The following is a 23862-nucleotide window of genomic DNA, read 5'->3' as shown; positions in this document are numbered from 1 at the left end:
TTATGAGTTTGTATGAAATTTGAACATAAAATATATAAAAATTTGGTTAAATATTTTATTATTAGTTTTTTGATGATTTCAATTGTTTTTGTTCTTATTTATTATTTTATTTTGATGAGGGTTGACAGGATAAATAATAAGAAAGAATTTGATTTTGTAAGTAAAAAATTCAACGAAATAATTGCTGATAATGATTTATTTATTGATAAAAATAAAGATGATATCCTAGATTTTATTAATGAAAAAGATAGTGATTTTATAGAGAAAGCTTATGGTTTGAGAAATAAGGAAGGTCTTGATTTTTCTTTCCATGCTTATGATAAAGAGTTGAATAGGACTAATTCAATTTCTTTTAATAATTTATTGACTAAGGAAAAAGACCAATATATAAAAATTTTGCTCTCATCTTTTGATAAGGAAAAATATTATAGCTATTATGATAAGGGAAATATGAGTTTGATTTATATTAAGGATTTTGGAAATGGTTCAATTTGTCTTGATATATCTTGTGCGAGTGTTGAAAATATATTAAATAATTATTCCAAAAACTTTATCATAAGCAACTCTTATAACAGAGTCTTGGCAAAGGGAGGAAACCTATCCAATATCTCTTTAAATAATAGTATAAATGGGTTTAAGGACTCCTACCTAAAAAGAGAAGGAGATTTTGGAGAATTCAAGGTTTATAATGTGCAAAAAAAATTTTTTACTAAAGACTTGCTTTATTTAGTGCTTTTTATCCTATCTTTGGTATCTTTTGTTTATATTCTTATTATAATATTTTTCACCAAGAAAATTTCTTTTGAAATCAGTAAATCCATTAACAACCTAACCCAAGCTATAAGAGGTGTATCTAGTGGAGAAAATGATAAAATTATTATTGATAGTGATGATGAAACAAAATATATAGCTGATAATATAAATGTTTTGATTGAAAATGTCAAAAAGCTTGAAGGCAATAATGTCAGTTTAAAATATGAGAAAAAAGCTTCTGAATTTAGAACTATGGAAAGTCAATTTAATCCTCATTTTCTATATAATACTTTGGATATAATTTCTTATCAAATGTATATAGATAGGGATGAGTGTCAAAGACTTATTAGCAATTTGAGCAAACTTTTGAGATATTCAATAAATAATTTGAGTTTTTTGCATTTGGAAGAAGATTTGGAATATTTGAATCTTTATATAGCAATCCAAAAAATTAAATATAAAAACAGGATGGATTTAAAAATCAATGTTGAGGATGATTTAAACAAGGTCATGGTTTGTAAATTGTTTCTAGAGCCTTTATTAGAAAATAGCTTTAAATACGGCTTTAGAGATGATAATACTATAAAAATAAGGATAAATATATATAAAAAAGATGATAAAGTCTATATTGATACTATTGATTCGGGTAAGGCTTTGTCTAAAGATGAAATTGATAGAATAAATGAAAATGTCATAAGAAAAAGCGAAAATTCATTTTTATCTGACAAACATCATGGATTGGAAAATACTTTAAAAAGACTGAAAATCTTATATAAGGATGCAAGTCTTGAATTTGTAGAAAATGATTTTGTAATGGTAAGAATTAGCTTTAAGGTGTAAGTATGAAGGTTTTAATAGTAGAAGATGAAGAAATTATAAGAAAGAAACTTGAGATTTTACCATCCTTTTCTAAATATGGGATGGAGGTTTTAGAAAGTGCAAAAAATGGCTTGGAAGGATTGGAAAAGATTAAGAAATTCAATCCAGAACTTGTTATTACAGATATTTCTATGCCCTTGATGGATGGACTTACTATGATAAAAGAAAGTCTGGACTATGAATATTCAGCCATAATTGTTTCAGGTTATAATGATTTTGATTATGCAAAAAAGGCAATAAAGTATGGAGTTACAGATTATCTTCTAAAACCTATCGATATTGAAGAGTTGAATAAGTCTTTAATAACTGCCAAAAATATTTATGAAATGAGAAAATCTTTTATAAATCAGGAAGATAATATAGATATATTAAAAATTGAAAAAAATGAAAATAAAAAATCTGATATTGCTCTTGAAATGATAGCTTATATAGAAAAAAACTACGGCGAGAAGATTTCAATAAGTGATTTAGAAAAGAAACTTAATTATAGTGAATCTATGCTAAATAAAAAGTTTAAGGAATATACTTCTATAACTTTTAATGACTATTTAAATAGGGTAAGGATAAAAGAAGCTATAAAATTATTAGAAAATACAGAACTTATGATTATAGATATAGCTTTTTTGTGTGGATTTTCTAATCAAAAATATTTTTCTAAGGTATTTAAAAAATTTGTTGGTATAAGTCCTGGAAAATATAACAAAAATATATGATAAAGATATAAAAACGTTTTTTTATCTCAAAAAGTATACCTTTTATTGGTGGATTGTATACTTTTTGAGATTTTTATTTTATATAATTATATTAACAAATAACAATAATAAAAAAATTGGAGGAAATTATGAAGAAGAAAATATTTGCTATTTTATCATTGGCTCTTGCTATAAGCTTAACAGCATGCTCATCTAATGATAGTGGAGGTAAGGATGTAAGCAATGATAAACAAACTAAAGAAAATTCATCCAATACTCTTGTAGTATATTCACCAAATTCTGAGGGAATTGTAAGTTCAATTATACCTGCATTTGAAGAAAGTACAGGAATAAATGTAGAATTACAACAAGCAGGAACAGGAGAACTTTTCACAAAATTAAAAGGAGAAAAGTCTCAACCTGTTGCAGATGTAATATGGGGTTCAGCTTATAGTCTTTTTTATGAAAATAAAGATTTATTTGATGAATATGTTTCAACAAATGACAGTGAACTTATAAAAGAATATCAACACAATGAGTTTATACCAGCCGCTGATAAATTAGATGGTTCTTGTATTATAATAAATAAAGATTTGGTTAAGAATATAAAAATAGAGGGATATGAAGATTTACTAAATCCTGAATTAAAAGGAAAAATCGCAACAGCTGATCCTACTTCATCTTCATCAGCATTTTGTCATCTTACAAATATGTTAAAAGTAATGGGTGGATATGAAGATGAAAAAGCTTGGCAATATGTTAAGGATTTATTTACAAATGTAGATGGTAAAATCCAATCATCTTCATCATCAGTATATAAGACAGTAGCAGATGGGGAGATGGCAGTAGGGCTATCTTATGAAGATCCAGTTATGCAACTTAAAAAAGATGGCGCTGATAATATTGATATAGTTTATATGAAAGAGGGTTCAATTTTCTTGCCATCAGTTACAGCTATAGTTAAAAATGCACCTAACCAAGAAAATGCAAAGAAATTTATTGATTTTATAACATCAAAAGAAGCACAGCAAATTCTAGCAAGTCAAACAACAAATAGACCAGTTAGAGATGATGTTGAAATGAATGATTATATGAAAGATTTAAAAGATATAAAACTTGATCAAGAGGATTATGAATATGTCACAAGTCATCAAAAAGAAATAGTAGAAAAATATAAAGAAATATTCGCAGACATACAAGGATAAGCTTATGTCAAAAATTCTAATAAAAGATGCAGTAAAAAAATATGGGGACAGAGAAGTTGTAAAGCATATCAATCTTGAAATAAAGGATGGAGAGTTTTTTACTCTCCTTGGTCCTTCAGGATGTGGTAAGACAACACTTCTTAGAATGATTGCAGGTTTTAACTCAATAGAAGGTGGAGATTTTTATTTTGGGGACAAAAGAATAAATGATATGGATCCATCTAAAAGAAATATAGGAATGGTTTTTCAAAACTATGCCGTATTTCCAAATATGACAGTAAGAAAAAATATCGAGTTTGGTTTAAGAGAAAGAAAAGTAGATTCTCAAACTATAAAAGAAGAAACCGACAAGATGTTAAAACTTATGCAAATAGAAGAACATGCTGAAAAGAAACCACAAGCCTTATCTGGAGGTCAACAACAAAGAGTTGCCCTTGCAAGGGCTATAATAATAAAACCTGATGTTTTACTCATGGATGAACCCTTATCAAATCTTGATGCAAAACTAAGAGTAGAGTTAAGAGAGACTATAAGAAGAATCCAAAGAGAGGTAGGAATTACAACGGTATATGTAACACACGATCAGGAAGAAGCTATGGCTATTTCTGATAGAATTGCAGTAATGAAAGATGGAGTTATCCAACAATGTGCAAGTGCAAGAGAAATATATCACAAACCAATCAATACTTTTGTTGCAAATTTTATAGGCACAAATAATAAAATTAAAGCCTTCTATAATGCTAAAGATGAAAAAATAGAAATTAGCAAAGATTATAAACTAGATATGAAATTAAATACAGAAGATGATTGTGAGATAATCTTATCTGTAAGGCCAGAAGATCTTATAAGAAGTGATAAGGGTATGGAATGTAAGGTTATAGACCATGTGTTTTTGGGAGCAAATACACATTTTCATATGATAAATCCTAATGATGAAGAAATTGATGTTTTAGAAGAATCATATCTAAATCAAACAGAAACTATAAATGATAAGGTTTTTGTTGAAATAAAAAAAGAAAAGATTAATGTTTTTACTAAAGATGGTAGCCTAAATCTAGTAGGTGATAGTTATGAAAAGTAAAGAAAAGAATATAGATATATGGAAGATTTTTACAATTGTTATATTAATTGGACTTTTGCTATTTTTAGTTTATCCGATAATTAGATTGCTTCTATCTTCAGTATATGTAAAAGGAGAGGGATTTACTTTCAATGAATTCCATAAATTTTTCTCCAAGAATTACTATTTTCAAACCCTCCTAAACTCTTTGAAAATATCAAGTCTAGCTACAATATCTACCATACTTTTAGCAACACCAATTGCATATATTATGAGTATGTATAAGATAAAGGGAAATACAGCCTTAAATATAATTATAGTTATAGCTTCAATGTCAGCACCATTTATAGGGGCATATTCTTGGATATTGCTACTTGGAAGAAGTGGAATTATAACTGAGTTTCTATCAAATGTATTTTCTATAAAAATCCCAGAGATTTATGGATTTAAAGGGATATTATTGGTGTTTTCGCTACAACTTTATCCATTAATATTCTTATATGCAAAGTCTGCTTTTGAAAATATAGATGCATCCGTAATAGAAGCAAGTGAGAATTTAGGTTGTGTGGGGCTTAGAAGATTTTTCAAAATAATTTTACCCCTCATAGTTCCATCATTGCTTGCAGGTTCTCTTTTGGTCTTTATGAGATGTATGTCTGATTTTGGTACACCAATGCTTATTGGAGAAGGTTATAGAACATTTCCTGTGCTAATATATAACGAATTTGTAGGAGAAGTTGGTACAAATCAATCTTTTGCATCAGCTATTGCTGTAATTGCTATTATATTTACAAGTTTAGTCTTTATAATACAAAAAAAGATTGCTGAAAAATCAGCTTATTCATCAAATTTCTTAAATCCTGTTGCAAAAAAACAATTAAAGGGACCAGCAAATATAATTGCTCATTTATTAGTGTATATTGTTGTATTTTTATCAATTCTTCCACAAATATATTTAACATATACATCCTTTAAAAAGACTTCAGGAAAAATATTTATAGATGGATATTCACTAAAAAGCTATCAAACAGCTATATCAAGACTTGGAAATTCAATTATAAATTCTATTGTATTTCCAATAATAGCACTTTTAGTAATAATAGTATTATCACTTATAATATCTTATCTTGTTGTAAGAAGAAAAAATTTCTTTACAAATTTGATAGATATATTTACAATGATTCCATTTATATTACCAGGAGTTGTAATAGGTATATCACTTTTAAAATCATTTGCAAATGGATTTGGAAGAAGTGGATTTATGGCAATGGGAGGAACAATACAAATTATCATTATATCTTTTGTAATAAGAAGAATGCCTTATACACTAAGATCTGCAAGTTCAACCCTACAACAAATTCCAATAGTTATAGAAGAAGCTGCAATAAGTCTTGGAGCAAGTAAATTAAAAACTTTCTTGAAAATCACAGTTCCGATGATGGCAAGTGGCTTGATTTCAGGTGCTATTTTATCATTTGTAACATTGATATCAGAACTTTCAACATCAATACTTCTTACAAATGTCAAAACAAAGACTATGACAGTAGCCATATATACAGAAGTAGTAAGAGGAAATTATGGAGTAGCAGCAGCACTTTCAACCCTTTTGACAATATTTACAGTTATAGCACTCGTAGGTTTTAACCTATTAGGGAAAAATAAAAATACCAATATATAAGAAATTAAAAAATTGTATGGAAGTAAAAAATCCATACAATTTTTTCTTAGTTTTTAAGTTTGAATTCCAAAAGAACAGGATTGTGGTCGGAGTATTGGAAGTTTTGCTCTTTTATGGTTTTTATATTTTTAACTTCTATATTATCTGTAACTATAAAGCCATCTATGGTAGAAAGATAGGCATCTTTTCCAGTATATGGTTTATCATTTACAACAGATGTTTCGCTATCTCCATAAAGAAGTTTCATAAAGTCTTTTAGGTATTCTTTAGGGAAGGGACTTGGATCCCATATTCCTTCAGGTACTTCTTTTTTTACTCCGCTAAGTTCTTGATTGAAGTCTCCTCCTACAAGGACATAGTTTCCTTTTTTATATTCACTATCTATAAAGTCTATGATTTGCTTACTTTGGGCAAGCCTTCCCTGGTTTCCAGACTCGTATGCGTCTAAGTGGATATTTACTAAGACAAATTTCTTATCGCTTTCTTTTATTGGAAGGTAGGAGGCGGAAAATCCTCTTTTAAGGTTTGCAAGTCTTACTGGAAATTTGTGGGGGATGGGTTGTTGGTATCTTTCTGATTTTTCTATTTTTTTCTCGGTTTGGGTAAGGATTCCAGATGTGATTTTTCCAAGTGGTGGCAATGGAAATGGTACAAAATCTACCTTATAATTTAGGGCAAAGGCTAGATTTCCACCCAAGTTATCCTTTAGAATTTCAACTTGGTCTATATGGTAGCTTCTTTTAGAATCCCTATCTACTTCTTGAAAAAGTTTAAAATCAGCACCTATTTCTTTTGATATTTTTAAGATATTATCAAGAGCATTTTCTACATGGCTTTTATCTATGGGAAAGACCATATTTCCTCCATCCATAAAAAAGTCTGTATCCTTATCAAGACCTGCATAGCCGATATTCCAAGTCATAATCTTATATTCTTTATTACTTTCAATCTCTTCTTCTGCTTTTCCCATAACTTTTATATCTTCTACTTCTTTTGGTCTATATTCTCTTATCCAAAGATAGGATAGAAGTATGAGAAATAAGATAAAAACAACTCCTATAAAACCTGCTAAAATTTTTAATATTTTTTTCATAAGCACCTCTTTTTTTATATTTTATCATTTTATAATATTTTGGTAAATTATAATTTTTCTAAGTCTAATGAATAGAAAGAAAAATGAATTATGAAGGAATTTTTAAAAGATTATTTTAAGGCTATGGGTATAGGCTTTGGAAAGCTTTTTAAGACCTACTTATATCAGCTATAAACAAATCTTCTAGTTTTTCTTATAGATTATAGATATATTATCTTTTAGATAATTTCTTTAAATTCAAAATAGCAATACCTACAAAAGATTTCATTATCTGATATAGCTTTATTAAATTATGGACGGCTTAATTATCCCTTACTTTTTGATTTCTTCTTTAATTTTGTTATTTTAGAATTGATTCGGAATTTTTATAAAAATCTATAATGTTTTATATTAATGTATTACAAGATATAGATTATAAAAAATAAGGGACTCTTGCAAGGATTAAATTATTTGCAAGAGTCCTTTTATAAATTTTAGTTTTGTATTTACTTATTAAAATATTTAATTTTAAATTTTGATTTGTTTATTTATATTATTTAGCTATTTTTTCATAGCTTGCTTTTTCAATTTTCATTTCATCATCAAGGGCCTTACCATATTGGTCAGCTACCTTTATAGCCTCTATAAAGTTCTCTCTTGAAAGCTCTACTTTCGCCTTTTTCCACTCGTTTGTTTTCATGGCCTCATCTGCTATCTGTTCAAGGTCATCAATTTTTAAGTTAAGGTCAGAAAGTTTTGTAGGAAGTCCTACTTTTTTATTAAATCTTCCTATCTTATCAAGTTCATTAAGATTTCTATCATAAGCGTGAAGAACAAGTACACCGAAGGATACTACTTCTCCATGTTCAAAGTGTCCTTCTCTTTTTACTGAACAGCTTGCATTGTAAAAAGCGTGAGCTAGAGATGAGTTGTAGTAGAAGTCTTTTTGGTTGGTTAGGTTGGATACATTTCCTGTATTTATAAATATGTCCATGGCGACTTCTTCTATGGCCTTAGAGCTTTTATTGTTTTTACAATCTTCAATTGCTTGTTGGCCATATTTTAAGAAAGGCTCTTGGCAAGATTTGGCAATGGCTTTACCAAGTTTTGCCACGTGGTTTAAATCTTGTCCTCTCATAGCAAATAAAACTTCGGCTTCTTTGCTTAGTCCATCACCTACTCCTGCCCACATATAAATTTCAGGGGCCTTTGCTAGAATTTCTATATTTATAAAAATATGGCTTGGTGCTTTTATCTTATCCTCATAGTGGGAAAAGGAGCCATCATCATTATAAATTACAGCAATTGCTGTTGCAGATGAACAGTTTGAGCAGATTGTTGGAAAGGAATAGCAGTCCTTATTTAACCTATCTGCTATAACCTTGGCAGTATCAATTGCCTTACCACCACCTACAGCAAATACTACATCGGCATCTTTTACCTCGTTTTTTTTAAGAAGTTTTTCAATATTTGAATTGGTTGAGTTTTTACCATATACAAACTCTCCCAAAACTTTAATTTCTGTATCTTGTAAAGCCTCCTTTATAAGGCTATTTGCAGCCTTCATTGCCCTTTTACCACCGATTATTACTACATTTTCTACCCTTTCATCTTTACATACTCTTGCCAAGGACTTATAATTGTTCCTGCTTACGCTATAATTTGTCAAATTTACGCTTGTCATTATTATCTCCTATCTGACTTCTTCTCTCCACTTATACTTATCATCTTTTGTAGCCCATTGGATTCCTGTTAGGGTGTCGTAAAGTTTTTGAGTTAGTTCTCCTGTTTTAAAGTCATTTACAATTACTTCTTCACCCTTGTAGTAAAGTTCCCCTATAGGGGAGATTACTGCGGCTGTTCCTGTACCAAAGGCTTCTTTTAGTCTTCCTTCACGTCCAGCTTTCATTAATTCATCTATATGCATATGTTTTTCTTCTACCTTGTAGCCAAAGTCTTTAAGCAAGGTCATTATAGAATCTCTTGTAACTCCTGGAAGAACTGTTCCCTCAATTGGTGCAGTTACCACTGTATCATCGATTAAAAACATAGCATTCATAGAGCCGACTTCTTCTACATATTTTCTATGTATTCCATCAAGCCATAGTACTTGTGTATAACCTAGTTTTTCTGCCTTTTTTTGCCCTATAAGGCTTGCCGCATAGTTTCCACCACACTTTACAAAACCAGTTCCACCAACACTTGCCCTTACATATTCATCTTCTACATAGATTTTAATAGGGTTTACTCCTTCTGGATAGTAAGCTCCTACTGGAGAAAGTATTACCAAAAATTTATATGACTTGGCAACGTGAACACCAAGGGACTCTTCATCGGCAAACATAAAAGGTCTTATATAAAGACTTTCGCCTTCTCCTTCAGGAATCCAATCTTTTTCAACTTTCACAAGCTCTTTAATTGAGTCTACGAAAAGTTCTTCACTAACTTCTGGCATACACATTCTCTCATTTGAGTTTTTAAATCTTTTGGCATTCATATATGGTCTAAATAGGTATATTTTACCATCTTTTCCCTTATAGGCTTTGAGACCTTCAAAGGTTTCTTGAGCATAGTGGAGAACCATAGTTGATGGGTTTACTGTGATATCTCCATAAGGGATAATCTTTTTGTTGTGCCAGCCCTTATCTTCTGTGTAATCCATAACAAACATATAGTCTGTAAAGTATTTTCCAAAACCTAGATTTTCTTTTGGTTTTTCTTTAAGTTCCTTTTTTTCGACAAATTCAAATTCCATAATTTACCTCTCTTGTAAAATTTTCTATATTATTTTTAGTCCAATGATATTTGTATATTTTCTCCAACCTTATTTTCTTCTTTTTGCATATACTTATAATTTTTATAGGCCCCTATTGTAAGGAAAGGTATTATTATAAGGAATATTGCAAGATATCCACAATAGCCATATCCATATTTTATTATATTTGTAAGACCTATACTTGATATAAGCATAGAACCTAATACTATAAAAAGTGATAGAAGAAGTCTTCTAACTTTTATGTTTTTTATTTTCTTTAATTTTTCATTTTCTTCAAATCTTGCGACCATACCATAGGTTATGGTAACTGCTGATGATATCAGACAAAGTATTAAACTTACTAGGTAAAATACGCTTATCCAATTTTTCTCAAGTGCCTTGGTGACTGTGAGGGTAGGAAGAGTTGCTCCATTTTCTATACCCATGAAGTAGTCTTTCCATACAAAAAGCATAAATACTGACAGGGCAAGGGCAAGTGAGTTTATTAGGCTTGATATATTCATAGACCTTGTAACTTCTTCCTTATTTTTAAGAACTCCACAACAAGCTATCATTGCAGGTATTTGTACACATTGAAAACCAGCATAGACAAAGCCATTTTCAATAGCCTTTGGAAAGTGTAAAAATCCATTTTGACTAAATTCATTTGTAAGCCTTCCTAAAGGATTTTCCACAGAAAAGCTTCCATAAAAGTAGATTGAAAGACTTGTTACAAGGATTAAAATTCCCATTACTGCCCCAAATTTTCTTACAAGATTTGCTCCAAACATGACCATAAGAAGGATAAGGGCAGATATCAATACAAGGCTTATCTTATAAGAAAAGCCAAAAGAATCACTCAAGGCACTTGCTGCAGATGATATGGTAGTTGCTATAACCATAACTACCATGATTAGGTAAAAGGCCTCGAAGGCGTAAGCTAGTTTATCAAAGGGGTGATAAAGATTTTCAAAAACTTCTTTGTATGATGAAAGATTCCTACTATTTTTCATAATCATAGCTTCCCTTAGCATCCCACACAAAATAACCATGGCAAGGATGGCTGAAAATATTCCCCAAAAACCAAGTCCTACAAAATATGTATTGGCCTGGTTACCCGTAGCAAATCCACCACCAGCATGGGCTGAAAATAGCATCAGGGCTATAGAAACAACTGCATTTTTTGAAAGATTTCTCCTTAACTTCATTCTTTTCTCCTTAAAATTTATTATTTTCTAAGGCAATAAAAAAACTCCCGTCTCTATTGCCTAAGGCTTAGAGACGAGAGACTAAAACTAAATAATCCACTCCCGCGGTACCACTCTATTTCATCAGTTGATGCACTCAATTATAATGATTAACTCTGTAACGGGAGTTCCCGATAATGCTTACAAAAATTTGGGCATTATAGCTCGGTGGTGATTTTTCATCCTAGTCTTCATAGTACTTCACACCAAATAGTACCTCTCTTTAAATTCAACTAGCTTACTTTTCCACGTCAAAACTTGTTAATAAATATATTACACCCTTTTAAATGAAAAAGCAAGCAATTATTTTTAAATTTATGCAAAAATTTTACCAAAAAATAATAGATGTTGAAATCTAGACTTATAAAAATATATAAAACTTTATAAAATATTTTTATAACAATCTTTTCTAAAGCCTAAAGCAAGGTGTTTGCTTAAGATAGAATTATTTAGTTTTATTAAAGTCTTATTAATATAATATTAAGTATTCATCTTAGTTTCTATTTTCCTTTCAAAGATTTTTCTATTTTTATACACCCCAACTGTCATAAATGGAATTATGATAAATATTATAGCTATATATCCACAATAGCCATATCCATATTTTATAATGTTAGTTAAGCCTACCATTGATATAAACATTGAAATGCTTATTATAAATAAAGCTACTATAGCTCTTCTTATTTTTGCACTTTTAATAATTGAAATTACCTTGGCATTTTCAAAGTTTGCTACAAAACCATAGGCTATAGACACTGCTGTTGACAATAAGCACATAAACAAAGATATACTGTAGAAGATTCCCATCCACTTAAAGCCCATAGCTTGGGTTGATGTCAAGGTAGGTAAAACTTCTCCACCATCAACATTCATATAAACACTCCTCCATGACAAAAGCATAGTCACTGATAAAACCAAAGCTATAAAATTTATGATAAAGGCTATGTTCATAGATAAGCTTGCTTCATTTTTATTATTTATAACATTAGAACATGCTATAAGCGAAGGTATTTGTACACATTGAAAACCTGCATATACAAATGAATTTATACCAGCCTTAGGAAAATTACTAAATCCATTTTCAATAAAGTCAGCCTTCATAATTGTAAAGATTCCTTCCCCCATAAAGCTTCCTATGATATAAATTGATATAGCTGTGACAAGAATAACAATTCCCATAACAGCAGAAATTTTTCTAACAAAGTCTGCTCCAAAAATTACTAAAAAAAGTACTATAGCAGAAACCATAATGGCAGCTACTACATAATTGAAGTTCATATATTCTTTCAAAGCACTAGCTGCACCTGAAATTGCTGATGCAATTGCCATTAAAACCATTATTTGATAGAAAATTTCAAAGAAGATAGACAATTTATCGAATGGATGGTAAAGACATTTAAACAAGTCCTTATATGACTTTAAATCATTTGCCCTATACATTATAATTGCTTCCCTTACAACAAAACTAAGGATAAACATAGCAAATATAGCTGAAATAATACCCATATTTCCAAATCCTACAAAATATGTATTAGCCTGATTTCCTGTTGCAAAACCACCTCCAGCATGAGATGAAAACATCATCAAGGCCAAGGAGAAAACTCCTGATTGGACAATCTGTTTCCTACCTATACTAGTTTTTTTAAAATTATTACTTGTTCTTTCCATATATTCCTCCAGTATTTGGCAATAAAAAACCTCTCGTCTCTATTGCCTAAGCAAAGAGACGAGAGGTGAATATCTAAATAAATTTATACTACTCCCGCGGTACCACTCTTCTTCATCAGTTGATGCACTCAATTATAATGAATAACTCTGTAACGGGAGTTCCCGGAATAACCTACTCTTATTTCAGCTACCCAGCTTGGTGGCTAGTTTCATTAAGTAATTTCAGTACTTTACACCACACAGTACCTCTCTTAAGAAATTAGCTTAACTACTGCTCCACTTCCTAACTATTAAAACTAATTATACACACTAAATTTTAAAATTGCAAATATTTTTTTGAAAAATATTAATAAATTTTACAAAAAGGCTATTTATAGAATATTGATTACATAAATATAAATTATTAAGCAATAAAAACCAAACTGATTTCATATGGAGTATATTTATTAAATTTATATGATAAATATAAAATAAATATTCTTATAATGTCCACATCATTGTCTGTTAAATTTATATTAAATAATTGTTTTAAGGCTTTTAGAAAGTATAGTAGTGTTAAAATTGATATAAATAAGAAAAAATTTTAAATATATATAAACTATAAATAATAAATTATAAATGGGGTAAATATGAAAAAAGTAAAAATAATAGCAGATTCTGGTTGCAATATAGACTTAGAGATGGCAAAAGAGTATGGAATATCCATCCTACCTTTTAATATTAATTTTAAGGATAAATCATACATAGACCTATATGAGATTTCAAAAAGTGAATTTTTAGAAAAATATAAGGCAAGTGATGAGAAAGTAACTACATCTATCCCATCAATAGGATATTTCTTAAAATTATTAGAAGAAGAATATGATAGGGGATATAGGGACTTTTTGATTTTTTCGATTTCAAAAAAATTAACAGGTATGAATCAAATGATGCATATAGGAAAAGATGAGTTTCTAGAAAAGAAATCGGATGCAAACATTGAAATAATTGATACTAACACTGCAACAATAGCATCAATCTATCCTGTAATAAAGGCTGCAAAATATGCTGAAGATGGTGAAAGTTTAGAGCAAATATATAAAAAGAGCCTAGAAAACCTCAAATATGTAAATGTATGTGGGGTTGTAAAAAATCTAGATGCCCTATCTCGTGGAGGAAGATTGCCAAAGTCTATAGCAAAACTTGGTAATCTAATTTCATTTTCACCGGTTTTATGTATAGAAAATGGAGAAGTTTCCCTTATAAAGAAAGTAACAGGAAAGAAAAAATCTTATAAGGAACTAATTAAATACGTAAAGAAGCTTTGTACTAAATATGATAGTTACCAACTTATAATAGGAGGGGCAGGTAGTGATGAGCCTATAGAGATTATAAAAGAAGGATTGGCAGAAGAAATAGAAAAGGCAAATGATTTTAAAATAATAGATGTTACTCCAGTTATAGGAGTACACCTAGGAGATGGGGTTGTATTTTGCTCTGTTTTTCCATATTAAGCCCTAGGGGCTTTTTTTATATTGGAAATAATTTTATATTTATTCTAATATGATTCAAATTCCTGAATAATAAATTATTTTTGTATCTAAATATATGGGAAAGTTAAAGAAATATTTAACAACATTTAACGAAGTAAGTATAGTTTTAAAAATAATTAAAAAAAGAAGAAAATTTCTATTTTTCAAAATCCTTATATATCAATGAATATTAATTAAAAAAGTAAAAAAATAAAAAAAGTCAGAAACTTTTTATATATATTTTAAGTTTCAAGATAAAATGTCAATATATTGATATTCAATATCAGAAATAAATTGTATAATATTTATTAGAGATATTGATAATATATATCAATATTTACATATTATTTATGTAGCTATTATCTTTATAGTAATGTAATTTATATAAGAAAATCTGATTTTTCGGTGGATTGCTGATATTGACTATTATTACAATAAATCATATTATTATAAGCTATAAATCACATTATTAGTATTAATAGTAAGGAAAGAAGGGAATAATGCCAATTACTTTATGCAAAGATCAACAAGAAGTTGAAGTTATAAAGATTACGGGAAATGACGAAGTGAAAAACCGCCTTTCAAATTTGGGATTTGTTAAAGGAAAGAAAGTTAAGTTATTTTTCTTTGATGGTGTGAATTACATTATCATGGTTGATGATAGTAAGTATGCATTAAATAAAGACTTAGCGAAAAGAATTTATGTAAAGGAGTTAAACTAATGAAGACTTTAAAGGATGTTGCTGTCGGAGAGACGGCTATTATCAAAAAGATTAAGGGAGATGGAGCAACCATAAGAAGAATTATGGATATGGGTATTACTAAAAATACTGAAGTTTATGTTAGAAAAATCGCCCCATTAGGAGATCCTATACAAGTTAATCTAAGAGGTTACGAGCTAACTTTAAGAAAAGAAGATGCAAAAAATATACTAGTGGAGGATTAAATGACTTATACTGTTGCTTTAGCAGGTAACCCTAACTCTGGTAAGACCACACTTTTTAATGAACTTACAGGTTCAAATCAAAGGGTTGGTAACTGGCCAGGTGTTACTGTTGATAAAAAGGAAGGAAGATTAAAAGGTCACAAGGACATTATAATCCAAGATTTACCAGGAATTTATTCTCTTTCACCATATACTATGGAAGAGGTTGTTTCTAGGCAATACTTGGTAGAAAATAGACCAGACCTTATAGTAAACCTTGTAGATGGTTCTAACCTTGTTAGAAACCTATATCTTACAAGTCAATTAATAGAGTTAGGTATTCCTACAATTCTTGCCCTAAACATGATGGATATTGTTAAAAACAATGGAGACATCATTGATACAAAGAAACTATCAGAGCTTTTGGGATGTCCAGTTGTTGAAATTATAGCAAGCAAGAAAAAGGGAACCGATGCTTTAGTTAAAGAAATTGTTAAAAGTAATGGAAAAAAATACTTCCCACATCCACTTACTTTTTCAAAAGAACTAGAAAAAGCCCTATCTGAAATCGAAAATGAAATTAAAGATTCAACTGATAAAAATTTATTAAGGTATTATTCAATTAAGGCTTTTGAAAATGATGATGATATGCTTGAAAGTATAAAATTATCACAAAGCCAAAAAGACAAAATCAACAAGTTAAGAGAAGATTTTGAGCAAAAAGAAGAAGATGTGGCAGAAGGCATAATAACTACAGAAAGATATGATGCGCTTGGGGATATTTCAGAGCGTGTACTTAAGAAAGCTCCACCAAAGCTTTCTACTACAGATAAGATTGATAAGATTGTTACAAATAGAATTTTGGGACTTCCAATTTTTGCCTTAGTTATGTTTGTAATTTACTATATAGCTATATCAACTTTGGGTACAGGTGCAACCGATGCAGCTAATGGGTTCTTTGAAGATACTCTTACACCAGCTACGGCAGATTTTCTAACAAATTTGGGTATCAATGATGTTTTGGTAGGTCTTGCTACAGATGGTATTATAGCAGGTGTTGGTGCAGTATTAGGATTCTTACCACAAATGCTTGTACTATTTGCCCTACTTTCAATTCTTGAAGATATAGGATATATGGCAAGAGTTGCATTCGTAATGGATAGGGTATTTAGAAAGTTTGGACTTTCTGGTAAATCATTCATACCTGTAATGATTGGTACAGGTTGTTCAGTTCCTGGAATCCAATCTTCAAGAACTATTGAAAATCAAAGAGATAGAAGAATTACAATCATGACTACATCTTTTATGCCATGTTCTGCAAAACTTCCAGTAATTGCCCTTATAGCAGGTGCATTCTTCGAGCAAGAGCAAGCCTTAGTTACCTTCTCATTTTATATAATAGGTATATTTGCAGTAATTATCTCAGGTGTTATCCTTAAGAAATTTAGAGAGTTTGCTTCAGAACCAGCACCATTCGTTATGGAGCTTCCTCCATACCATGCACCAAGAATTACTTCAGTGTTAAGAGATGTATTCAATAAAGGTATGGCCTTTGTAAAGAGAGCTGGAACAATAATCCTTGTTTCATCTATAATAATCTGGTTTTTATCAAGTTTTGACTTTAGCTTTAATATGGTTGAAGCAGAATCAGAGAACTCAATTCTTGCAGTTATTGGTGGATATGTAGCAGTTTTGCTCAAACCTTTAGGATTTGGACAATGGCAATCAGCTGTTGCAACAATTACAGGCTTTGTAGCAAAAGAGAACGTAGTTTCAACAATGGGTGTTGTTCTTGGAATTGGTTCAGATCTTGATGAAACAAACAGACAACTTATCACAGCTTTCAATGCGGCTATAGGAACTCCTATTGCAGGATATTCATTCTTACTATTTAATATGCTTTGCATGCCATGTTTTGCAGCAGTAGGTGCTATAAAAACTGAGATGAACAACAATAGGTGGACACTAATTGCAATAGGATACCAAATGATTTTTGCATATTCAATAGCATTTATCTTTTATAACTTAGCAAACTTCTTCTTATATGGAATATTCTCAATTAAGACAATACTTGCTGTAATAGTTTTGATTGGAATCTTATATCTAATCTTTAGACCAGTTAAATATAAGGAAAAGAAGAAAAAATATAAAGTTAGGCTTGCACAACAAGGAAGATAAGCAGAAAGGAAGATTTTATGAACTTACAATCATGGATATTTTTACTAGTTATATTAGCTATATGTTCATATATCATATATACAAGGTTTATTAAAGAAGGTTCAAACTTTGGGTGTAAGGATTGTACAGAATCTAAGTCTTGTTCCAGTACTTCATGCCATAGTAAAGTTAAAAACCATAAGGAGGTTAAAAACAAAGGCAAATCATGCCCTTATTGTGATTAATCTTAAGCTTGGCTACTTAAATAGCCGAGCATACATAAAAATCTTCTAAGAATTATATATGCTTTTAAATTTAAGAAAACTTTCCTAGTTAAAAGCTGGGAAAGTTTTTTTAGAATAAAAGTGTAAAAAAACTCACAACAGATATTTTATAGAGCAAATCATTAATGTCCCTTTTTGCACTGACTAGAAGAAATGATAGTAATAAAGATTTTTATTAGTGAAATTTAAAATAAAATTAAAAAAGTTTGCATAAATCTTGCGATGGGTTTATAATCATTTTAAAATAATAAACATTATAAGGAGAGAAAAATGAATATCAAGATTAACAAGAAAATTTTAAGTGCTGGAATTGGAGTTGTTGCAGGAGCTTTAGGAGCAAAAGCCTTAAGTTCAAAGGCTGCTAAGAAGGCAGCAGTAGCTACAGTAAGACAAGGTTTAAAGGCAAAAAGCTCAATCGATAAGACAGTTGAAAATATAAAGATGACTACAGATGATATAGTAGCAGAAGCTAAGGTAAAAAACGAAATCGAAGAAAGAATTGAAGCTGAGAAAAAAGAAGACCTAGATATAGAAAAAGTAGCAAAAGAAGATGAAGCAAAAGAAGAAGTTGAGAAAGAAATAAAAGAAGAAAAAGAGGATTAGGATGAGAGCAAGTCTTAAGGCAAGATGTCCCCAAAGGTCTAGATTTATATACAAAGACTACCTAGAAGACTCTCACATTAATAAATTAAAGTATAAAATCGAAAATCTTGATGGGGTTAAATCTTGTGAAATTTCAAAGCTTGCTAAGTCTATAGTTGTAAAATATGAGGAAGAAGCCCTTCCAATGGTTGCAAGATTTATCCTAAATCTTGACCCTAAAAGTCTAGATGATTTTGAGATAGATGATGTAGATTTCATTGCTCAAGAAGAAAGATCTGTTTTTCATATAGTAAGAGATGCAGCTTATAGAAGGATTTTGTTTGGCTATATAATGCCTATACCGCTTAGACCTTTTTTCACCATAGTACGTGCCATTCCCTTTATTAAAAAAGGCTTAATTTCAATTAAAGAAAGAAAGATGAATGTTGACTTACTTGATGCTACAGCAATCTCAGTATCCATTCTTACTAGAGAATATAAAGATGCTGCTAGCATAATGGCTTTATTATCCTTAGGTGAAGAGCTTGAAGACTACACTTTGAAAAAATCAAGGCTAAATCTCAAGTCATCTCTCGCTCTTAATGTGGACAAGGTATTTGTTAAAAGAGATGATAAAAGGGTCTTAATTGATCTTAAGGAAGTTGAAATAGGAGATCTTGTATATGTGTCTATGGGAAACACAATTCCTGTAGATGGTGAAGTTATCTCAGGTCTAGGTATGGTAAATGAAGCTTCATTTACAGGAGAAGCTAAATCAGTTGAGAAAAATGAAAAATCGACCGTTTTTGCTGGAACTGTTCTTGAAGAAGGAGAACTCCTTGTCAAGGCTATGAACAAATATGATGATTCTAGGCTAAATCATATAATTAAGCTCATAGAAGATAGTGAGAGAAACAAGTCCAAGACTCAAATTAAGGCAGAAAATGCAGCCGATACTCTTGTAAAATATTCCTTTATTGGAGCAGGTATCACTTATGCTCTTACCCGTAACTTTATAAAGGCTAAGGCCTTTTTGATGGTTGATTACTCCTGTGCTTTAAAACTTACTATACCTATTGCTTATATGAAAGCTATTAGCCAAGCTGTTGATTCGAATGTCCTCGTTAAAGGTGGAAAATACTTTGACAATCTCTCAAAAGCTGACACAATAGTATTTGATAAAACTGGAACTTTGACAAAGTCAGAGCCAGAGGTCAAAAAAGTAATCACCTTTGAAGATACCAATGCTGATGAGGCATTAAGAATTGCAGCCTGTCTTGAAGAACACTTTCCACACTCTATAGCAAGGGCGGTTGTGAACAAGGCAAAAGAGAAAAATCTTCGCCATGAAGAAATGCACTCAAAACCCGAATATATTCTAGCTCATGGTATAAAATCAACAATCAATGGAAAGCCTGCCTTAATAGGAAGTGAACATTTTATTTTAGATGATGAAAAAATCCCTATAAGTGATAAAAATAGAGAGCTTATAGACTCACTTAAGGAAGAATATTCACTTTTATTTATGGCCTTTGACAATAGCTTAATAGCTGTTTTATGTATAGAAGATCCATTGAGAGAAGATGCAAAAGATACTATAAAAAGTCTTAGAAACTTAGGATTTAAGCATATAGCCATGCTTACAGGAGATGCGGAAAATGCTGCAAGTGCTGTAAGTAAAAGACTTGACCTTGACTACTATAAGTCCCAAGTACTTCCAGAAGATAAGCTTTCTTATATCGAAAAAATGAAAGATGAGGGTAGAACGGTAGTAATGGTAGGAGATGGGGTTAATGACTCTATAGCCTTATCAAAGGCAGATGTTGGTATATCAATGTCAAAAGGGGCAGATCTTGCCAAAGAAATTGCTGATGTTTCTATAAAAACAGACAGCTTAAAAGAGTTAGTTGATTTAATAAAGCTTTCAAAGGCTGTAGATAAGAGGGTGAGGAGGGATTATGAAAAAATTATAGTTATAAACTCCTTACTTATTGGATTAGGGGTATCAAGGATTTTGACTAATACCCAATCAGCTTTATTACACAATATATCTACGGTAATGATAGCAAGTGATAATATGAGACAATACAGTTAGTGCATAAAGGGACGTTCATTATTTGCACTGATAAAGTGCATGGCGTGAACGTCCCTTTATGCACTATCAAGGTCTAGGTAGGTGTCAATTATTTTAATACTTTCTTTAATATTCATATCTCCTCCTCTAATTTTTGACTTTTACAAAATTTATTACAAATCTAATTAAAACATAAAGGCAAATTATGGTTGCAAAATAAAACTCGATTTTTGCTAAAACTAACAATAAGCCAGGGTTCATTCCAGCATTTTTTAAAAATCCACAAGCCATCTTAATCCCTATTGCAGTTATTACAAATGGAAAGGTAAAAGATGCGTAGGATGGGTAAAATGGAAGTCTTACATAGGATATAAACTTAGTCAAGCAAAAGATAAACAAGGCTTGAGATAAGATTAATAAAAAAATTACCATAGCCTTATTTGGCATATTTGAAGCTTGGATATATCCTGCAAGGCATAGGCTTGCTGGGGCTGATGAGATTATGAAAAGTGCTTTTGCAGGATTTGGAACCTCCTTATATTTTATGTATCGGTAGTTTACAAGCCCTAAAAGAATAAGCATAGCTATAAAACCAAAATAGAAAAAAGCAATTCCCAAATTCTTCTTCTCAAAGGCAGGTGATGTTAAACTTCCCACAACTATACCAACATATACTATGTAATATGATGCAAATACATTTTTATAATCAAGCCTTATTATAAAGTTAAGGGTAAAATAAACAATCAAAATTATATGAAAAATTATTGCTAAATACCAAATTAAAATTGCTTTATTTCCAAAAATCGGCTTAATATATACTGAAAAAAGCATAAGGGCCATGGGAAAAGTTCCAATAACTGAGGCCATTATTGGATTTTTCATCTCTTCTGAAAAGGTTTTTGGATCTTTTAAAATCCTAAATATAAATAAAAGTCCTAAAATAAATCCTATAGTCCCAAAAAGTATCCTAAAGCCAGGGCTTGTATCCTGCCATAAATTTCCTAGAGCAAACATAGAAAGCATAAGACCAACTATAGGTAGGGGCAATCGTTTTGTCATAGTGATTCCTTTCTTAATATAATAAAATTTTTGTTTATTATATAACATATTACACTTTATAACAAGAAAAATTTATTACTGATAAATCTGTCCTATCTATTAGTCAGGATATTTTGCAATATCGAATATAGTAAAATTATAAGATGCAAATTGTATGGGAGTTTTAGAATAAAGTTTGAGTTTTATTATTTTACTAGATAAAGTTGATTATTTATGTTTCAATATTATATCCATAAATCTATGAAGTAAGCTTTCGTTGTAAAATCCCTCTAAAAATGTATGATTAAATTAGAAACATTTTCACTAAGGAGACTTTATGATTAATTTTAGAAATGACTATTCAGATATATGTTACTCAGAAATACTAGACTATATAAAAGAACACCTAGATGAGTTAAATCCAGGCTATGGAACAGATTCTCATACAAAAATTGCAGAAAATTTAATAAAGGAAAAATTAGGGGATAATGATGTTGATATCTATTTTATTCCAGGTGGGACAAGTGCTAATATACTTGGTGCAAGTCTTGGCATGAGACCAGAAGAGTCGATAATTTCAGCAAGGACTGGCCACATAGAAGACCAAGAGGCAGGAGCGATTGAAGCTTGTGGGATTAAGATTGAAACCATTAAGACAAAGGATGGAAAGCTTACAAAAGATAAACTTCAAGAAAAATACAAGACTTTTACCAATGAACATCATACTGTTGCTAGAAAAGTTTACATATCTAATACAACAGAAGTTGGAACACTCTATAAAAAAGGAGAACTTAGAGAGATATATGACTTTTGTAGAGAAAATGGCCTATATCTTTTTATGGATGGGGCAAGACTTGCCCATGCATTGGTAAGTAAAAAATCAGATATAAAATTTAAAGACCTTACAAAACTTTGTGATATATTTTACTTTGGTGGAACCAAAAATGGACTTATGTTTGGAGAGGCCTTAGTTATAGTTAATGATGACTTAAAGAGAAATTTTAGAAATTTACAAAAACAAAAGGGAGCTATGCTTGCAAAGGGCTTTGTGACAGGTCTTATGTTTGAAAGACTATTTATGGATGATTTATATATAAAGGGTGCAAAAAAAGCCTATCTTTTGGCTGAAAAACTTAGCACTAGCCTTAAAGACAAGGGTTTTGACCTAGCCTATGAATTTTCATCAAATCAAGTTTTTGTAAAAGTAAGTGATAAAGATGTTGAAAAATGGGAAAAATTTGCCATTTTTGAAAGCTGTGGAAAAGATAATGATTATAATATAGTAAGACTTGTCACAAGCTATAAGACGAGCAAGGAAGATATCGAAAAATTTATAGAAAATATATAGAAAGGACTATTATGCATTACACAGGAGAAGTCTATAGACCACCACTTGAAGCCTACACACCACTATTGGAGGTAACTTATGGTTGTAGCCATAATAATTGTGCCTTTTGCACAATGTATCATAGGACACAATTTGCCATATCACCCATGGCTGATGTAGAAAGTGATATTATAGAAATCTCACAAAGCTATCCAAGACCAATTGAAAGGATATATCTTTTAAATGGAGATCCCTTTGTGCTATCTACTGAGAAATTAATTGAAATATCAGATCTTATCCACAAATATATACCAGAGATAAAGACAATCACATCCTATGCCAGCTTTTATAATCTTAAAAATAAGAGCAAGGAAGATTTGAAAGTTTTAAGGGAGAAAGCTTATAACGAGCTTTGGTTTGGTGTAGAAACAGGTGATAGAGAGGTCTTATCCTGGCTTAATAAGGGATGTGACTTAGAAGAATACCATAAGGGTCTTGAAAAGATGAAATATGCAAAAATGAGCTATAATGCCATAGTTATGCAAGGGATAAAGGGTAGAGGAAAATCAAAGGAAAATGCAAAAGAGACTGCCAAGTTTTTAAATACCTACTCACCTATAGGAATCTTTATCATGTCAACAGATGTCCAATATGGTTCACTTCTTTTTAAGATGAGAGAAGAAGGCAAATTTCAAGAAACAACAAATAGAGAAAACTTAGAAGAGCAAATAGAGTTATTAAAAAATTTAAATGTTCCAGGAGATGTTTTATACTCATCGGGACATATAGTAAACCTTGTTAGGGTATCAAGTCATATGAGAAATAAAGAAAAGATGATTAAAAAATTAGAATATGCTTTGGAAAGTCTTCCAACAGAGGTATTAGATTCTAAAAATCAAGCTAGGGCAATATAAAAAAACCTATATATAAGTTTTTAGCTTATATATAGGATTTT

The 23862-nt window shown here is 30.4% G+C and carries 20 protein-coding genes and 2 other annotated features; of the genes, 14 read left to right on the top strand and 6 right to left on the bottom strand.

Translation table 11 applies throughout. From position 1 onward, the window contains the following. Positions 1-12 precede the first annotated feature (12 nt). The 5 genes from HV819_RS04030 (at position 13) to HV819_RS11935 (ending at position 6267) form a co-directional block, all read left to right on the top strand. Positions 13-1593 carry a sensor histidine kinase gene (locus HV819_RS04030; RefSeq protein ID WP_176269571.1) on the top strand — a complete coding sequence of 527 codons (1581 nt, stop codon included), beginning with the start codon at positions 13-15 and terminating at the stop codon, positions 1591-1593. A gap of 2 nt (positions 1594-1595) precedes the next feature. Continuing rightward, positions 1596-2345 (top strand): response regulator transcription factor, encoded by a 750-nt coding sequence (locus tag HV819_RS04025; protein WP_176269570.1) that lies wholly within the window; start codon positions 1596-1598, stop codon positions 2343-2345. A gap of 128 nt (positions 2346-2473) precedes the next feature. Continuing rightward, a complete protein-coding gene (locus HV819_RS04020; protein ID WP_176269569.1) occupies positions 2474-3529 on the top strand; it encodes an extracellular solute-binding protein in 1056 nt (351 codons plus the stop codon). A gap of 4 nt (positions 3530-3533) precedes the next feature. After that, positions 3534-4610: an ABC transporter ATP-binding protein gene (locus HV819_RS04015; RefSeq protein ID WP_176269568.1), complete on the top strand. Its 1077-nt coding sequence runs from the start codon at positions 3534-3536 to the stop codon at positions 4608-4610. Further along, entirely contained in the window at positions 4600-6267 is a 1668-nt protein-coding gene (locus HV819_RS11935) for an ABC transporter permease (RefSeq protein ID WP_176269567.1), read from the top strand. Before HV819_RS04015 ends, HV819_RS11935 begins: the two co-directional genes overlap by 11 nt. 46 nt (positions 6268-6313) lie before the next feature. Here HV819_RS11935 and HV819_RS04005 read toward each other — a convergent pair whose 3' ends face one another. The 5 genes from HV819_RS04005 to HV819_RS03985 form a co-directional block, all read right to left on the bottom strand. Then, positions 6314-7360, bottom strand: coding sequence for an endonuclease/exonuclease/phosphatase family protein (locus HV819_RS04005; RefSeq protein ID WP_176269566.1), 1047 nt, complete (start codon positions 7358-7360; stop codon positions 6314-6316). Positions 7361-7892: 532 nt separating this feature from the next. Continuing rightward, positions 7893-9023: an iron-containing alcohol dehydrogenase family protein gene (locus HV819_RS04000; protein WP_176269565.1), complete on the bottom strand. Its 1131-nt coding sequence runs from the start codon at positions 9021-9023 to the stop codon at positions 7893-7895. Between the two features lie 9 nt (positions 9024-9032). Next, positions 9033-10094, bottom strand: coding sequence for a branched-chain amino acid aminotransferase (locus HV819_RS03995; protein WP_154539671.1), 1062 nt, complete (start codon positions 10092-10094; stop codon positions 9033-9035). Between the two features lie 35 nt (positions 10095-10129). Next, positions 10130-11302: a hypothetical protein gene (locus HV819_RS03990; RefSeq protein ID WP_154539669.1), complete on the bottom strand. Its 1173-nt coding sequence runs from the start codon at positions 11300-11302 to the stop codon at positions 10130-10132. 66 nt (positions 11303-11368) lie between these two features. Further along, positions 11369-11605 (bottom strand) — a binding site (T-box leader). 216 nt (positions 11606-11821) lie between these two features. Beyond that, entirely contained in the window at positions 11822-13009 is a 1188-nt protein-coding gene (locus HV819_RS03985; protein ID WP_229771205.1) for a hypothetical protein, read from the bottom strand. A gap of 51 nt (positions 13010-13060) precedes the next feature. Beyond that, positions 13061-13303, bottom strand: a binding site (T-box leader). Between the two features lie 335 nt (positions 13304-13638). On the opposite strand from HV819_RS03985, the gene HV819_RS03980 reads away from it, so the two are divergent. The 7 genes from HV819_RS03980 (at position 13639) to HV819_RS03950 (ending at position 20563) form a co-directional block, all read left to right on the top strand. Beyond that, complete coding sequence (locus HV819_RS03980; RefSeq protein WP_154539667.1) at positions 13639-14502, top strand: DegV family protein; 864 nt, start codon at positions 13639-13641, stop codon at positions 14500-14502. A gap of 518 nt (positions 14503-15020) precedes the next feature. Continuing rightward, the gene (locus HV819_RS03975; protein ID WP_154539665.1) at positions 15021-15242 is read left to right on the top strand and encodes a FeoA family protein; all 222 of its coding nucleotides are present in this window, start codon (positions 15021-15023) and stop codon (positions 15240-15242) included. Next, positions 15242-15466 (top strand): FeoA family protein, encoded by a 225-nt coding sequence (locus HV819_RS03970; protein ID WP_154539663.1) that lies wholly within the window; start codon positions 15242-15244, stop codon positions 15464-15466. The genes HV819_RS03975 and HV819_RS03970 overlap by 1 nt, the downstream gene beginning before the upstream one ends. Next, on the top strand, positions 15467-17623 hold the full coding sequence (gene feoB / locus HV819_RS03965) for a ferrous iron transport protein B (RefSeq protein ID WP_154539661.1): 2157 nt from the start codon (positions 15467-15469) through the stop codon (positions 17621-17623). It begins immediately after the preceding gene. Between the two features lie 17 nt (positions 17624-17640). Beyond that, positions 17641-17847 (top strand): hypothetical protein, encoded by a 207-nt coding sequence (locus HV819_RS03960; RefSeq protein WP_235942759.1) that lies wholly within the window; start codon positions 17641-17643, stop codon positions 17845-17847. Positions 17848-18156: 309 nt separating this feature from the next. Continuing rightward, positions 18157-18489: a DUF6110 family protein gene (locus HV819_RS03955; RefSeq protein WP_154539657.1), complete on the top strand. Its 333-nt coding sequence runs from the start codon at positions 18157-18159 to the stop codon at positions 18487-18489. 1 nt (position 18490) lies between these two features. After that, a complete protein-coding gene (locus HV819_RS03950; RefSeq protein ID WP_176269564.1) occupies positions 18491-20563 on the top strand; it encodes a heavy metal translocating P-type ATPase in 2073 nt (690 codons plus the stop codon). Positions 20564-20689: 126 nt separating this feature from the next. Here HV819_RS03950 and HV819_RS03945 read toward each other — a convergent pair whose 3' ends face one another. Further along, on the bottom strand, positions 20690-21601 hold the full coding sequence (locus HV819_RS03945) for a TDT family transporter (RefSeq protein ID WP_154539653.1): 912 nt from the start codon (positions 21599-21601) through the stop codon (positions 20690-20692). Between the two features lie 316 nt (positions 21602-21917). On the opposite strand from HV819_RS03945, the gene HV819_RS03940 reads away from it, so the two are divergent. Both HV819_RS03940 and HV819_RS03935 read left to right on the top strand, forming a co-directional pair. Next, complete coding sequence (locus HV819_RS03940; protein ID WP_154539651.1) at positions 21918-22928, top strand: threonine aldolase family protein; 1011 nt, start codon at positions 21918-21920, stop codon at positions 22926-22928. 11 nt (positions 22929-22939) lie between these two features. Further along, entirely contained in the window at positions 22940-23821 is an 882-nt protein-coding gene (locus HV819_RS03935; RefSeq protein WP_154539649.1) for a radical SAM protein, read from the top strand. Positions 23822-23862: the final 41 nt, after the last annotated feature.

The sequence above is a fragment of the Anaerococcus faecalis genome (assembly GCF_013371425.1).
Lineage (GTDB): Bacteria > Bacillota > Clostridia > Tissierellales > Peptoniphilaceae > Anaerococcus > Anaerococcus porci.
This window is presented reverse-complemented; position numbering and strand designations above follow the sequence as displayed.